General features: G+C 56.8%; 12 protein-coding genes and 1 pseudogene. 10 read left to right on the top strand and 3 right to left on the bottom strand.

Annotation, left to right across the window (positions count from 1 at the left end; genetic code table 11):
- Positions 1-228 precede the first annotated feature (228 nt).
- Entirely contained in the window at positions 229-1,527 is a 1,299-nt protein-coding gene (locus tag AAGR22_RS15310) for a hypothetical protein (RefSeq protein ID WP_067705683.1), read from the top strand.
- 28 nt (positions 1,528-1,555) lie between these two features.
- Positions 1,556-2,017, top strand: coding sequence for a GNAT family N-acetyltransferase (locus tag AAGR22_RS15305; RefSeq protein ID WP_345828346.1), 462 nt, complete (start codon positions 1,556-1,558; stop codon positions 2,015-2,017).
- A 42-nt stretch (positions 2,018-2,059) separates the two neighbouring features.
- Here AAGR22_RS15305 and AAGR22_RS15300 read toward each other — a convergent pair whose 3' ends face one another.
- Positions 2,060-3,715, bottom strand: coding sequence for a glucan biosynthesis protein (locus AAGR22_RS15300; RefSeq protein ID WP_067705677.1), 1,656 nt, complete (start codon positions 3,713-3,715; stop codon positions 2,060-2,062).
- A gap of 344 nt (positions 3,716-4,059) precedes the next feature.
- Between AAGR22_RS15300 and elaB the strand changes: the two genes are divergently transcribed.
- The 7 genes from elaB (at position 4,060) to menE (ending at position 11,800) form a co-directional block, all read left to right on the top strand.
- Positions 4,060-4,374, top strand: a complete 315-nt coding sequence (gene elaB / locus AAGR22_RS15295) for a stress response protein ElaB (protein WP_345828343.1) — start codon at positions 4,060-4,062, stop codon at positions 4,372-4,374.
- Positions 4,375-4,526: 152 nt separating this feature from the next.
- The gene (locus tag AAGR22_RS15290; RefSeq protein WP_345828341.1) at positions 4,527-5,825 is read left to right on the top strand and encodes an isochorismate synthase; all 1,299 of its coding nucleotides are present in this window, start codon (positions 4,527-4,529) and stop codon (positions 5,823-5,825) included.
- A gap of 52 nt (positions 5,826-5,877) precedes the next feature.
- Entirely contained in the window at positions 5,878-7,647 is a 1,770-nt protein-coding gene (gene menD, locus AAGR22_RS15285; protein WP_345828339.1) for a 2-succinyl-5-enolpyruvyl-6-hydroxy-3-cyclohexene-1-carboxylic-acid synthase, read from the top strand.
- Entirely contained in the window at positions 7,644-8,408 is a 765-nt protein-coding gene (gene menH, locus AAGR22_RS15280; RefSeq protein WP_345828337.1) for a 2-succinyl-6-hydroxy-2,4-cyclohexadiene-1-carboxylate synthase, read from the top strand. The genes menD and menH overlap by 4 nt, the downstream gene beginning before the upstream one ends.
- 9 nt (positions 8,409-8,417) lie before the next feature.
- Entirely contained in the window at positions 8,418-9,275 is an 858-nt protein-coding gene (menB, locus tag AAGR22_RS15275; RefSeq protein ID WP_345828335.1) for a 1,4-dihydroxy-2-naphthoyl-CoA synthase, read from the top strand.
- Positions 9,275-10,285 carry an o-succinylbenzoate synthase gene (gene menC / locus AAGR22_RS15270; protein ID WP_345828334.1) on the top strand — a complete coding sequence of 337 codons (1,011 nt, stop codon included), beginning with the start codon at positions 9,275-9,277 and terminating at the stop codon, positions 10,283-10,285. Before menB ends, menC begins: the two co-directional genes overlap by 1 nt.
- A gap of 93 nt (positions 10,286-10,378) precedes the next feature.
- Positions 10,379-11,800 carry an o-succinylbenzoate--CoA ligase gene (gene menE / locus AAGR22_RS15265; protein ID WP_345828332.1) on the top strand — a complete coding sequence of 474 codons (1,422 nt, stop codon included), beginning with the start codon at positions 10,379-10,381 and terminating at the stop codon, positions 11,798-11,800.
- A gap of 352 nt (positions 11,801-12,152) precedes the next feature.
- Here the strand turns inward: menE and AAGR22_RS15260 are convergent.
- A pseudogene (locus AAGR22_RS15260) lies at positions 12,153-12,296 on the bottom strand (IS3 family transposase); the annotation flags it as partial.
- A 400-nt stretch (positions 12,297-12,696) separates the two neighbouring features.
- Between AAGR22_RS15260 and AAGR22_RS15255 the strand changes: the two are divergent.
- A complete protein-coding gene (locus AAGR22_RS15255; protein WP_345828331.1) occupies positions 12,697-14,712 on the top strand; it encodes a carbohydrate-binding protein in 2,016 nt (671 codons plus the stop codon).
- A gap of 288 nt (positions 14,713-15,000) precedes the next feature.
- On the opposite strand, the gene AAGR22_RS15250 is transcribed toward AAGR22_RS15255, so the two are convergent.
- A complete protein-coding gene (locus tag AAGR22_RS15250; RefSeq protein ID WP_345828329.1) occupies positions 15,001-15,264 on the bottom strand; it encodes a hypothetical protein in 264 nt (87 codons plus the stop codon).
- Positions 15,265-15,338: the final 74 nt, after the last annotated feature.

Below are 15,338 nucleotides of genomic sequence, written 5' to 3'. Positions count from 1 at the left end.
AAACGGGCTCCCCTGGGAGCCCGTTTTTTTTGCTTCCTGTTTTCCCTCTGTACACCTAACGCATTAAGCAAAAACTAAGCAAACTGGCGTATGTTGCCTGCTATTGCTAACGGTTAGTAAACAGACGTGCTTTAACCGCCGAACGACTGAACGCTTTCCCGGGCGCATCGTCTTAACCGGATACAGTAGTGGATGTCTGTAACAGACAACTCAGGCCGGAGAGATCCTTTGCTCAGATTGTTATTTTTGCTGATGGGCGCGCAGCTGCTAAAAGCACGCTGGCTGACGCTGGTCGGGGTCGCCCTGATCTGCTTTTGTTTGGGGATCGCTATCATTATTGATATTGCTCAGGATGGTTTGCTGTCGGTGCCGCTCAATATGCTGGCCTTACTGCTGATTGTTGCCGGGGCAGGGGAGTGTATAACGGCGCGGGTGGCCGATTTACGCATTGACTGGCCGGGGATGGCGAAAGGCTGCGCCTTTCTGCTAATCGCGTTTCTGATCTTCAGCGATCCCGCCGAGAATAATGTCACCGCCTCGCTGCTGTTCGGGGTGGCATTCCTGCTGGACGGCCTGTTCCGGCTGATTTCTACCTCGCTGATGCGCTGTCGACTCTGGCGCAGGAAGGTGATGCTGGGGCTGACGGAGATCGGCCTGAGCGGCGTGATCTTCAGCAACTGGCCTTTTCATCATCACATCACCGTTCCGCTCTGCTTTGCGCTGGTTCTGCTGGCCTGGGGAGCGGCAACCATGGCGATGGCCCTGCAGGTCTGGCGGCTGCCAGAAAACGCCTCGGTCACCAGCCTGCCGATGTACACCTCGCGCGGGCTGCGCCGCCCGCACGGTACGGCCTATGTCCATCCCCCGTTTCCGGACCGCGAACCGGCGGCTCCGCTCAAGGTGCTGGTGTGGACGCCGGTCGGATCGGCTGCGGTCACCGACCGGCGGTTAATTATCGATCGCTATCTTGCCGCGGTGGATCAGCACGGCATCATTTCAGCCGGTCATGCTGCGCTCTCCCTGGAGCAGGAGATTTACATCAGCCACTATCCGGTAAAGGATATCGATCGCAACTTCACGAACTTCCGCGCCGTACTGCGCGCAGGGGAAGAGTACGACGTGTCGGGCTGTTTTCTGCCCTCGCTCCAGCAGGAAATTGATGACTGGTGCCTGCCTGACCACCGTATCCATTTGCCGCGCTACAATGCAGAGGCCCTGCGAAACTACTGGCAAATTTACTCGTCAGATACCACCTATAACCTGACATCCCGCAACTGTTCAACCAGCGTTATGCAGGCGCTGGATGTGGCGATGGAGGGGATATTAAGCGATCGGGGTATGCGGGGATTTGCGCTCTTATTTGACCCGCAATTCTGGCTGCTGGGGCTGGTACGCAGCCGTGCGGAAGGCATGACCTGGACGCCCGGTCTGTTGATGGACTACGTAACGCTGCTTAAAAAAGTCACTGCGCCCGCAGCAGGACGCATACGGCAGAGTCGTTTCCGCAGGCGATTACAGCTAAAGTAGATGCCACTGGCTGAAACGGAGAAAACGCATGAAACCAGAGTGGCACGATCTGCATCACAGTGAACTGAGCACGGCGCAGCTCTACCAGCTGTTAGCCCTGCGCAGCGCGGTGTTTGTGGTTGAGCAAAACTGCCCCTATCAGGATGTGGACGGCATCGATCTGCTGGGTGAAAATCGCCATCTGCTGGGCATGCTGGATAACAAACTGGTCGCCTGTGCCCGCCTGCTGGCCCCGCAAACGGCCAGTGAACCGGTGAAAATTGGCCGGGTTATTGTTGCCAGTGAAGCGCGCGGATTGAGCCTGGGTAACCGGCTGATGGAGCAGGCCGTCGATTGCTGCGAACAGCACTGGCCACAGCACAAAATCTTTCTCTCTGCGCAGGCCCATCTGCAACGCTTCTATGCCGGTTTCGGGTTTACGCCGGTGAGCGACGCTTATCTGGAAGACAATATTCCGCATATTGATATGGAAAGATCAGCGGGGGCGTGAAGCGGTAAAATAAAAGGGCGAGAAAGCCTCGCCCTTTTCGTATCAGCCAGCGGTCATCTGGCGGTCATCCACGTACCGGCGCTTATCGGGCGGCGGCGGGAAGTACTGATAAAGCCAGGTTTCACTCAGCGTCTCATCCTTAGTGCGTAAGAACAGGCGCAGGTTTACCGGCTCGGTGGAGTCGCTGTTGGGGTACCAGTCAAACAGGATACGGTAGCCATCAATCGGCTCAACGTAGAGGATTTCCACCTGTTTGATGGTGCCTGACGTCACGTTTATTACCGGTTCAATCCCCTTTGGCGCAGCGGCTTTGAGATCGCCACCAACAAAGTCCACCGCGAAACGACGCGCCCAGACGTCAGGATAATGCTCGCCCGGAGCCCAACCTTCCGGGAAACCGCCCATGCCGGTGCGCGTGGCGTTTACGCGCGACAGGCCGCTGCGGACCGGCGGCAGGCCGCTCCAGTAAAGTTTGTAGCTAAAGCTATGCTCGCTGCCTGCCTTAATGGCATCGGCAGGACGCCAGAAGCAGACGATATTATCCAGCGTTTCACCCGTGGTAGGGATCTCCATCAGATTGATGGCCCCCTTGCCCCACTTGCCAACCGGCTCCACCCACAGGCTGGGGCGCTTGTTGTACCAGCCGATCACATCCTGATAGTCCTGAAAATCATGATCCAGCTGCAACATGCCGAAGCCGCGCGGATTTTCATCCTGGTAGGCGTTATAGGTCAGGCGCTGCGGATTGTTCAGCGGGCGGCAGATCCACTCGCCGGTGCCGGTCCACATCGCCAGACGATCGGAGTCATGGATTTGTGGGTGAATGGTATCGCACATGCGACGCTCATTATTGCCGCAGCTGAACATGGTTGTCATCGGCGCAATACCGAGCTGGTCAATATCCTTACGGGCATAAAGGTGGTTTTCCACCTCCATCACCACCCGCTTATCTTCGCAGTGGATAACAAACTTGAAGGCACCGGTACAGCTTGCCCCATCAAGAAGGGTATAGACGGTAAAGGTGGTGTCGCCCGCGGCCGGCGTTTCAAACCAGAACGCGGTGAAGTCCGGAAACTCTTCTTTACTGCTAAAGGTGTCAATGGCCACGCCGCGCGCGGACAGGCCGTACTGGTAAGTCTCGTCAACGGCGCGAAAGTAGCTGGCGCCGAGGAAGGAAACAATATCTTTACTGGCCAGTTCGGGTTTTTTGAAGGCGCGGAAGCCGGCAAAGCCCAGATCGGTTTTACCCTCAAGCTGATGGGTATCAACCTTCGCGTTGTTGTAGTTAAACAGCTCAGGCCGGAAGTGGATTTCACGCGCTTCACGGCTGGCGGCATCAACGGAGAACATGCGCAGGCGGCGCTTAAATCCCATCCCCACGTGGAAGAACTGTACGTCCAGCTCACGGTCAGGCGTGGCATTCCACAGCGAGTGGTTGGCGTCATACTGGATTTCGTTATAGGCCTGCGGCGTCAGCGTGGCCAGCGTTTCCGGCAGAGGCGCTGGCGCGCCGCTCCAGGGCTGTTTGGCCAAACTGGCGGCCATCTTTTTCAGCACGTCGAAATCAAATCGTTTCGCCGTGCCGTCGGCAATATCGGTGTCTGCCCAGGCGGCCTGAGCAAATAACGTTGATAAACCGGACATCCCGCTTACCGTAGCGAAAGCCATTGACGCTTTCATAAACATTCTTCGATTCATGCCAGAAGTCATTTCCTTTGCTGAACGGAGTGTGTAGAGCCTGTCGCGCACTGATGCACATCAGCTGCGTCACGACCCGAACGAAACGCAGCCTGCTTTACCCGAGTTGTGAGCAAGGTCACAGAGGGATACGACAGCGTAGCGGTTTGAAAATTCACTGCTGCGAAATTTATCAGATTAATCTAATCAAAGCAGTGTATTCCGTTTAATCCCGGTTTTTTTTAACTGGCGCATTATTCACCGGATCGGGCATTTTATCAGTCAATTCCTGGTCCATTTAAGCGGCAGAAGTTCTTAAAGTGTCTATAGTTAGTGAAGAAAATTAATTCGCACAAGGAGATGTTATGGCTACTAAAAATATTGAACCACAAGATACTCGTTTGGACGACGATCTGGCGCTGTTAACCCAAACGCTGGAAGATGTTCTGAACTCGTCAGGCGACGCGGCCGATCAGAAGTATGTTGAGCTGAAAGCCAAAGCGGAAAAATCGCTGAAAGAGGTGAAATCTCGCGCCAGCGATGCGGCTGATTCCTACTATGCTCGCGCTAAGCAGGCCGTTGACCGTGCGGATGAGTACGTTCACGACAAGCCATGGCAGGGTGTCGGCGTCGGTGCCGCGCTGGGTCTGGTTGTAGGTCTGCTATTGGCCCGTCGCTAAGGGTAACGGATTGACTGAACGGGCGTCTGAAAAGGCGCCCGTTTTTTTATGCTCAAAAAACCTGATTGCGAGTCTGAATTGGGTCTGGATCAAAATAGCTGAATGATTCACGCGTAAAATAGCGGCATTCTTCGCAGCCCGGGAAGACAGCCGTGTTAATTTTTGCCGCGATCCAGCATCTGCGTCAGCAGTTGCTTAAGATTACCGATAGCCGCCCCGGCTACGCCAGGCTGGATACCCTGCTACCTGCCGAAAGTGATGGACTTCGCTGGCTGGCCGCACAGGCCGTCTGGCCGCAGTTCTACTGGCAGCCGCGTGATACAGGCGAAACGCTTACCGCCTGCGGTGAGCTGATGCATGCAGAGTCGGCAGCAGATGCCCGTCAACTGCTTGAGACGTTGCCCCCCGGCTGGAAGCTGGTGGGCGCCAATGAATTTGGACTTACCCGCAGCTTTCTGTTTCTCCCCCGTCTGCTTTTGCAGGGGACCACCCTGAGCATTTTTCTGCATGATGCCGTCTCACTTCAGGCCGATGCGCAGCGGGCAATCGGCTTCCTCGATAGCCTCCTTCCTGCACGCGACGTCGGGGATCTCCCCGACCCGCTGAGCGGGCTTACGCATCTTCCGCAATGCCACGACTGGACCGGGCTGGTCGAACGCGCGCTGGCCTCAATTCAGCGAGGGGATCTGGATAAAGTGGTGCTGGCCCGCGCCACCGACCTGAGTTTTACCCGAGCGGTGTCGGCGGCGTCGCTGCTGGCCGCCAGTCGTGATATCAACCAGCACTGCTATCACTTTTTGCTGGCGCTTGAACCGGGCCGCGCCTTTATTGGATCCAGCCCGGAACGCCTCTATCACCGCCGTGAATTACGGCTCTTAACCGAGGCGCTGGCAGGAACCTGCGCCAATTCAGCGGATGGCGCCCAGGCCGACAGGCTGGCACACGAGCTGCTACAGGATGATAAAAACCTGCGTGAGAATGGCATGGTGGTGGAAGATATTTGCCTGCGCCTGCGATCGGTTACCGCCGGCCTGGATGTGCTGCCGGTAGAAACCCTTCGCCTGCGGCACGTTCAGCACCTTCGGCGCAGAATTCGCGCCAGCCTGGCGCGTGCGGACGACCTGCTGTGCCTGTCGCGCCTGCAACCTACCGCGGCCGTCGCCGGGCTGCCCCGTCAGCCCGCCAGATCGTTTATTGCCGCTAATGAACCCTTCCCTCGCGGCTGGTATGCGGGGTCGGTAGGCTATCTTTCCGCGGAGGTGAGCGAATTTGCCGTCGCACTGCGTTCAGCCAGGGTAGAGGGAAATCTCGTGCGACTGTATGCCGGGGCGGGAATTGTCGCCGGGTCTGAAGCGCAGAGTGAGTGGCAGGAGCTTAACCATAAGGCGGCGGGACTGGCTTCCCTGCTTAATGTCGATTTAACTGCGGGATCCTGCCTCAAATCAAAATAGTCGTGGCCTGCTGCTTTTATACTGCAAGCCTGGCTTGATTTCGGAGCGGGTTATGTCACATAGCACCTTCAACCGCCGCTGGGCGGGCGTTATCCTTGAAGCCCTTACGCGCCACGGCGTGCGTCATATTTGCATCGCTCCCGGGTCGCGATCCGCGCCCCTGACGCTCGAAGCTGCGGCGCATGCCACTCTGATTTGTCACACTCACTTCGATGAGCGGGGCCTCGGGCACCTTGCCCTGGGCCTGGCAAAAGCGCTGCGCCAGCCGGTGGCGGTTATTGTGACCTCGGGAACAGCCGCTGCTAACCTCTATCCGGCGATTATCGAAGCGCGGCTTACCGGTGAAAGGCTGGTTATTCTGACTGCCGACCGCCCCCCGGAGCTGATCGACTGTGGGGCCAACCAGGCCATTGAGCAGCCGGGGCTGTTTGCCGGGCAGGTCGCCGCCGCATGTAACCTTCCGCGCCCCACGCCGGATATTCCCGCCCGCTGGCTGGTTTCGGCGGTGGACGCGCTACTTGGTGAACATCGCTGGGGCGCGCTACACCTCAACTGCCCGTTTGCCGAACCGCTGTATGGCGGCGATCCTGATGCATTTAGCGACTGGCACGACGCGCTGGGCGACTGGTGGCATAGCGACCAGCCCTGGCTCAGCATGCCCGCGCGGTCCGCGATACCCGTTCAGCCGGAGTGGCCCACCCTGCGGCAAAAACGCGGCGTGGCGATCGCCGGGAAAATCACGCCGGAGGAGGGCATCGCGCTGGCGGCGTGGGCCAGCGCGCTGGGCTGGCCCCTGCTGGCCGACGTTCAGTCACAGTGCGGACAGCCGCTTGCCAGCGCTGAAGTCTGGCTGCGGCAGCCGGAAACGCGTGACATCCTGTCGGCGACTGAGGTGGTGGTGCAGTTCGGCAGTCACCTGACCAGTAAACAGCTTAGCCGCTGGCTGGGCGACACACAGCCCGATGCCTTCTGGCTGATTGAGTCGATGCCGGGCAGGCGCGACCCTGTCCACCATCGCGGCGTGCGCATTGTCGCTGACATTCTCCCCTGGCTGGCGGCCCATCCTGCCGTCACGCCAGCGTCAGAGCTGACGGGCAACTCTGCCCTGATGCCAAACCTCCGGCAGGACGCAGATTCCTCCCTGGAGCCAGATCCGCGGCACGATACCGATCCTCTCACGTCGCAGCGACCCTGGTACAGCAGGCTAAACGCGCGGGTGGCGCAAACGCGGGAAATTCTGCACCGGGCGCTCGACCATTTCGGCGAGGCGCAGCTGGCGCACCGGTTGCCGGCGCTGCTGCCTGAAAAGGGCAGCCTGTTCCTCGGTAACAGCCTGACCATCCGGCTGGCGGATGCCCTGGCGCAGCTTCCGGCGGGCTATCCGGTGTTTGCTAACCGTGGTGCCAGCGGCATTGATGGCCCGATCGCAACCGCCGCCGGTATACAACGCGGCAGCGGTCAGCCGCTGCTGGCCGTGGTGGGCGATCTCTCTGCGCTTTATGACATCAACAGTCTCGCCCTGTTGCGCCAGGGCAGTGCGCCGCTGGTGTTGATTGTGGTGAATAACAACGGTGGGCAGATTTTCTCGATGATGCCCACGCCGAAAGCCGAGCGTGAACGCTTTTTTGCCCTGCCGCAGCAGGTCAATTTTTCCGGCGCGGCGGCCCTGTTCGGCCTCGCCTATCATCAGCCCCGGAGCTGGGAGGCACTGCTGGCAGCGGTAGACAAGGGGTGGCAGAACGGCGCCGCCCTGATAGAGCTGCGGGTAGAGGAACAGGCCGCGGCGCAGTTTCTGGCTGAAGCCGGTAAGGACGCACAATGATCCTTCACGCGCAGTGGTGCGGTAAGCACGTTAGCGACAGGCCGGTACTGGTCTGGCTGCATGGTTTTCTTGGCAGCGGGGCAGAATGGCTAAGCGTGCAGCGCTACTTTCCTGACAGTCCCCAGCTCAGTATTGACCTGCCCGCACACGGTGGCTCCCGCGCGCAGCGGGTAGCCGATTTCGAGCAGCTCTCTGAACGTCTCACCGCCACGCTGCGCTTTCATCGGGTGAAACGCTACTGGCTGATCGGCTATTCGCTCGGGGGGCGCGTGGCGTTATACCACGCCTGCCGTCATGGCGGCAGCGATCTGCTGGGGCTGACCGTCGAGGGCGGGCATTTCGGGCTGACCAGCGATGAGGAGCGGCAGCAGCGACGTGAAAACGATCGGGCCTGGGCCAGGAGATTCCGCCAGCAGCCGCTGGAGCAGACCCTTGACGGCTGGTATCGCCAGGCCGTTTTTGCCGACCTCGGGGAACCTGATCGCCAGGCGCTGATCGCCCTGCGCCGCAACAATCATCCTCAGGCACTGGCGGAGATGCTGATAGCCACCTCACTCGCCGTACAGCCCGATTTACGCCCTGACATCGCGCAGCTCACCTGCCCGCTACAGTATCTCTGTGGAGAACAGGATCGCCGTTTCAGATCGCTGGCAGAGCAGGCTGGAATTCCATTTGAAACCCTCCCCGCAGCGGGCCATAACGCCCATCGGGCCAATCCCCAGGCGTTCGCCCGCCATCTGGCGCAGCGTCTTCCCGACTAAGGAATAATCATGATCTATCCTGATCCAGAAATGTTATCGGCACCGGTTGAATGGCTGGACTGTAGCGCCGGCTATGGCGATATCCGCTTTCACAAATCACCGGAGGGTATTGCAAAAATCACCCTCAACCGTCCGGAGGTGCGCAATGCCTTTCGGCCTCAAACGGTTAAGGAGATGATTAAGGCGTTAGACAATGCCCGTCACGATGAGCGGGTGGGGGTAATTATCCTCACCGGTGAGGGGAATGAGGCGTTTTGCGCGGGCGGGGATCAGAAAATTCGCGGCGACTACGGCGGCTATCAGGATGAATCGGGCGTACACCATCTTAACGTGCTCGACTTCCAGCGGCAGATCCGCACCTGTCCTAAACCCGTGGTGGCGATGGTGGCGGGCTACGCGGTGGGCGGTGGGCACGTGTTGCATATGCTGTGTGACCTGACCATCGCGGCTGATAATGCTCAGTTCGGTCAGACCGGGCCTAAAGTCGGCTCCTTTGACGGCGGGTGGGGCGCTGCCTATATGGCGCGTATCGTCGGGCAAAAAAAGGCGCGGGAGATCTGGTTCCTGTGCCGGATGTACAGTGCGCAGCAGGCGCTGGAGATGGGGCTGGTCAATGCGGTGGTCCCGCTGGCCGCGCTGGAACAGGAGACGGTAAGCTGGTGTCGCGAGATGTTGCAGAACAGCCCAATGGCGCTGCGCTGTCTGAAGGCGGCGCTTAACGCCGACTGCGACGGTCAGGCCGGATTACAGGAGCTGGCCGGCAATGCCACCATGCTGTTCTATATGACGGAAGAGGGGCAGGAGGGGCGTAACGCGTTCAATCAGAAGCGCCAGCCCGACTTCAGTAAATTTACGCGGAATCCCTGATGCGCCGCGCTGCGTTATTTCATTATGCGATCCCCCTTGAGGCGGGCACGGTTCTGCGGGACCGACGCATCAAAACCCGATCCGGCCTGCTGGTCAGGCTTGAGGAAGACGATCGCGAAGGATGGGGAGAGATCGCGCCGCTGGTCGGATTCAGCGCTGAGTCGCTGGACGAGGCGCGGCAGGACGCCATCGCGTGGCTGTCGCGCTGGTGCCGGGGTGAGCCGGACAGCGAAAGTCGGCTGTCTCGCTGGTGTCGGGGTGAGCTGGACAGTGAAAGTCGGCTACCGTCGGTTGCCTTTGGTCTGAGCTGCGCCCAGGCGGAATTATCCGGCGAGCTCCTGGGAGAGGGGAATTACGACAGTGCCCTTCTCTGCAATGGCGATCCCGATGAGCTTATCGACAGGCTGCGGCAACAGCGCGCTACGGTCGCCAAAATGAAGGTGGGGCTGTACGAACCGGTGCGCGATGGCGTAATGGTCAATCTGCTGCTGGAAGCGGTGCCGGGGCTGACGCTGCGGCTGGATGCCAACCGCAGCTGGTCGCCCGATAAAGCCGCCCGCTTTGCCCACTTCGTCGCCAGCGAATACCATTCTCGTATCGCGTTTATTGAGGAGCCGTGCCGTACGGCGGCAGAGTCTCGCCGCTTTGCCCTGGAGACGGGCATCGCCCTGGGCTGGGATGAAAGCGCGCGCGAGCCGGGTTTCACCCTGAAGGCTGAGCCTCATCTTCGCGCAGTCATCATCAAACCCACCCTGACCGGCAGCCTGCACGCCGTTCGCCAGCGCGTAGAGCTTGCACAGCGGGCGGGGCTGGTCGCGGTGATAGGCTCCTCGCTGGAGTCGAGCCTGGGCCTGACGCAGCTGGCGCGTATCGCCCGCTGGCTGACGCCGGATGCGGTGCCCGGGCTGGATACGCTTGCGCTAATGCAGCAGCAGCTTATCCGCTGCTGGCCCGGCAGCGCGCTGCCCGTTGTCTCGCAGGGTGAGCTGGAGAGCATATGGCAGAGCTGAATATGCCGCCCGTTGTCTCGCAGGGTGAGCTGGAGAGCATATGGCAGAGCTGAATATGCCGCCCGCTGTCTCGCAGGGTGAGCTGGAGAGCATATGACAGAGCTAACTGACTGGCCCTGGCTATGCTGGGCGCGACGTTATCCGCAGCGAGTTGCGCTCTGCTGCGGTGAACAGGGCTACGACTGGCATACGCTGGCCGCAAGGATTGAGCGTCTGGCCGTTGGGTTCAGCCAGCAGGGGGTACGCTGCGGCAGTGCCGTGGTGCTCCGGGGAGCGAACGGTGAAACGAGCCTGCTGGCGTATCTGGCGCTACTCAAATGCGGCGCGCGGCTGATACCGGTCAACCCCCGACTCCCTGCTGCCCAGCTGACGGCGATGCTCTGCGGCCTTGATGCAGAGTTTATCCTGACGGCTGAAAGAGAAATCGACTCCCCCCCTGCGTCCCTTTTTTTGCCCCCCGAAAGCGAAACCGATACTGCACTCCGTGTACTGACCCTGGCGGAGCAGGCGGGCGGGATCCCACACCCGTGGGATCCCGCCCACATCGCCACGCTGACCTTTACCTCCGGCTCCGGCGGCACCCCGAAGGCGGTCGCACACAGGTTCAGCGCGCATCTGGCCAGTGCGTCGGGCGTGTGTGAGCGGCTGGGGTTTACCGCCGAAGAGAGCTGGCTGCTCTCCCTGCCGCTGTTTCACGTTTCCGGACAGGGCATTCTCTGGCGCTGGCTGCTGATGGGGGGCGGGCTGGTGCTGCCGGGCGAACTACCCCTGTCCCGGGCGCTGGAAAACGCCACTTTCGCCTCGCTGGTGCCTACGCAGCTCTGGCGGGTGTTGCAGCAGCCCTCGCTGCCGGAAACGCTGCATACCGTGCTGCTGGGTGGAGCGGCAATACCGGCCTCGTTAACCTCGGAGGCGGAAGCGCGCGGCATCGCCTGCTGGTGCGGATATGGCCTGACGGAAACCGCCTCCACCGTGGCCGCTAAGCGGGCAGATGGGAAAGAGGGCGTGGGCCTGCCGCTTCACGGGCAGCGCATCCGCATTAATGACGGCCAGATCCAGATTCGGTCGGCGGCGCTGGGCTGCGGCTACTGGCGAAACGGTGGCCTGATCCCGCTGACGGACGAGGAGGGCTGGTTCTCTACCCGCGACAGAGGCGACTGGCGGGCAGGGGAGCTTCGGGTGTGCGGACGCATGGATAATCAGTTTTTCTCTGCCGGAGAAGGTATTCAGCCCGAGCAGATCGAGCAGATTTTGCTGGCGCATCCCGCTATTTCACAAGTTTTTATTGTGCCGCGCGAGGACGCTGAATATGGTCATCGCCCGGTCGCGCTGGTAGCAACAGAGGCCGCCACGCTGGCAGAGATTGCCGACTGGGCAGGCAGCAGGCTGGCCGGTTTCCAGCGGCCGGTAGCATGGTACAGGCTGCCCGATCTGAGCGGCGGCGGGGTTAAAATTTCAAGGAAGCGGCTTATGGCGTGGGTAGCGCTATGCGAAAGCGGGAGTAATGGAGGGTGATTTCTGCCCCTGCGACTGCCCAGCGGCCTCTTATTGATAAACGTCCTTCCCGCCCGGTCAGCGCACGATTGATGGAGGTTCTGGACCAGGTGAATAATTCCGGCCCCGGCAAGCTATAGTGAAGCTGGCGTTAATTGGCAAAACGACCTTGATATTTATCGCTAAAATTTCTGTTCCGTTATCGCTGTTTATAAATTTAACACGATATAGATTGACCTGCCACCACGATTAGATTCATCCAGAAATTCATCGCGAAAGCCCCCCCTGAAACTCTCAACCAATCCGTTCTGTGTTGGCTTGCGGCTGGATTAACCGTGGTTTCACGGCATGCTCAGAGGCTGTCACACCTCTAAAGCTGCCAGATACGCCGGTAACCAACGCGCCGGCGTTCCCGCGACAGCCACTTTGCCTCGTACATTATTTCCATGCTGCCAAACCTCCTGCGCCAGAGATAGAAAGTAGCGTCGTAGATAGCATGCTTACGGCAAAGCGTCCGGTGTTAAAATATGCAGCCAGAATGAAGCCGGTTATTTCTGATCAAGGCAGGCTTACGATTATTCTCACTAAGAACAAGATGCTTCTACTGTACTGTATTAATAAGCTCATTCTATGATGTGGTTCTTGAAAGGATAGGAGATAACGTGTTGGGCATCCCTGTAATACTGAATGACGTTATCTTTATATTATAGAATCCCCGAAGGTAATGTATGAGGGGGGTGTGCTGTTTATAATGATTGAGTTGTAATTTTCGGTAAAAATATATTTAAAAAGAGGGGGGGTGCTTTTCTGACAGGCCGGTGACGGATTTGTTTCTGTAGAACATAATTGAAAGTGACTTTAGCCTGTAATTTATTTCCCAGGGAAATTATTTTATAAATATTGAGGTTGTGCTCTAAATGAAAGAACTCAAGTTTTCTTCTGTAACGGGCGTGCTGTTATACGTCATTAGCCTGAATGCTCATTCAATTGCTATCAGTGATGAGATGTTTGAAAAAAACCATGGAAAAACTACTGATGTAAAAGGGACGATAAAGCAAGCATATGCACCTTTGGTTAAAAAAAGTAACATGCTTCCTTTTCAGGCTGTCGGAAGAACCACAGCCGGAGGATACTGTACCGCAACCTGGCTGGGTGAAGAGGGTGATAAAACCTATATTTTGACTGCAGCGCATTGCATTAGTAACAACAATGTATTAAGCGCGCCCTGGAACGGAACTTTCTATGACAGAAACGGTCAGGCTATTGCTTCTGGTGGGGTATCATATATCCATCCCTACCGGATAAATAGGCCTGAAGGTTTTGGCGGGGCATCAACTGATGTTTCCGTTATTGTTGCAAATAAAATAAAACCTATGCTTGACGACCGGGGGCAAAAAATCCAGGGGCCATGGCTTTATGACGGGGAAGATGAAATCAATAAAGTGGTTGATTTTGTTGGCTACGGTACCTGGGGGACCCAGAATGAACTTTACAATGATAATTATTTTTCAGAGCGTCGTGCCTGGGGACAGAGTTACATCAATGGTATATGGGAAGAGGAACATGGGATAGGAGCGTCTTTTCAACCGCAGAATAATCCTATGGCCTGGGCGGGCGTCCGCGCTGGTGACAGTGGTTCATCATGGTGGCAACAGCAAAAAGGCTTCTGGACCATTATTGCTACCACTAATGGTCAGGGCGGCAATAAGTCCACAGGAGCCAGAGTAAGTAAGTATATCTCCTGGATTAAATCTATCTATCCTGATGTGGCAACGCTACAGGATAAAATAACGTTAACAGCAGAGAATGTCGTTATTCTCCCGGATTTCTCCCGGGAATTAGATTTCGGTAGCGTGGCTTACGTCGTCCCGAATCAGCAGGATGCGCAGGGACCTAACGGCCTGATTAATACTGATGAAAAAGGATTCGCTCAGATAACTGTTCAGCTTAAGAGACAGGATGAACAACAAAGCTATAATGTTGTTTTCCGTGCATGGCGAAATAGTGGGTGTGGAGAAACGGCAATGAATAATGCTTATATCTGCGAAAATGGTTCCAGTGCATTAAATGTTCGCTATTACGCAGAAGATAATGCTGATTTACCTCCGGGTAAATATAGCGGTTCATTTAACATTGAAGCACAGGGTTGGGAGGAGAGTTCATATCACAATGTGTTGACATTAAAAGCGAGCATTGAGAAAGAAGATGTCACCGTTAATGAAAAACCCATTGCTGCGGTGAAATATCCGACTGAAGTTACTGGTGCAGCCAAAGTTACTTTAGACGGTACAGATTCCACCGACCCGGAAGGAAAGGTACTGAGCTATAAATGGGAGCAGATTTCCGGGCCAGCAGTCGCGATGACAGGGGCTAACCAATCTAAAGCAAACTTAACATTTAATAAAACGGAAAAAGAGACAGACCTAAGGTTTCGTCTGATAGTAAATAATGGCGAACAGGATTCTGATGCGTTTGACTTCACTATAAAACATAAGGTCGATAGGGTTGAAGATGTTGAGGGTACATGGAAGAGCTCTGCAACTTATAACGCCGGAGACACAGTCACCTGGCAGGGTAAAACCTACAAAGCGCGATGGTGGAGCAGAGGTGACAACCCAATAAGTCATGAGGTCTGGGAAAACACAAATAAAGCGGATAACCAGACCTGGAATTCAGGCAAAGTGTATAACGGTGGAGACACAGTCACCTGGCAGGGTAAAACCTACAAGGCGCGATGGTGGACCAGAGGTAACAATCCAATAAGTCATGAGGTCTGGGAAAACACAAATAAAGCGGATAACCAGACATGGAATTCAGGCAAAGCGTATAACGGTGGGGAAAGGGTACTGTGGGAAGGTCACGCCTGGATGGCTAAGTGGTGGACTAAGGGTATGCAGCCGGGTACCGACAATGTTTGGGAGAAAGTGAAATAGAGTATATTGGTAGTGACTTAGTGGGTTTGCCATGCACCCGTCTCTCAGCGGCATCGTCCACTTGTGTGAGGCCTCCTGGATCACCTTGTTGATATCTGTCGGCAGGTGAAAAACGTGGACAGATTGCCGCAGCTGGCTACCCAGCTGCGGCAATCTGTCTTTAGCGGTAAAACCACAATCACCCGAAATAACACGCCCGCCTTGTGGAGGTAAGCGGGAATCGCCGGAATTTCCGGCTCTCAAATTTGCTACCGCGCTGCGGATGATAGCTGTCTGAGTTTACCTGATTCAGTCAGTACGTCGGGCAAGCTCGACAACATTTACAGAGAATAGATTTGCACCACCAGGTTCGATTGAAAAGATGCTGAATGTCTGATCTTCTGGACTTCCCCAGGGCATAATAAATACCACTGAGCCTTCTCTTCCCGGCTCAGACTCAATGACAAAGCTAGCGTTATTTGGCAGAACGACCTTGATATTTTTCGCTAAAATTTCATTGCCGTCATCGCAGTTTATAAATTTGATACGAGATAGATTTGTATCTTTTGTCATTTAGCTCTTCCTGTTTATTGTACGAGCCAGCGTTCGGTAAACCATTGGGCGGGATAATGAAAAAAGTTCAGTAA

Source organism: Erwinia sp. HDF1-3R (genome assembly GCF_039621855.1).
GTDB lineage: Bacteria > Pseudomonadota > Gammaproteobacteria > Enterobacterales > Enterobacteriaceae > Erwinia.
Note: the sequence above shows the minus strand (reverse complement) of the source record. Positions and strands in the feature narration are given on the sequence as shown.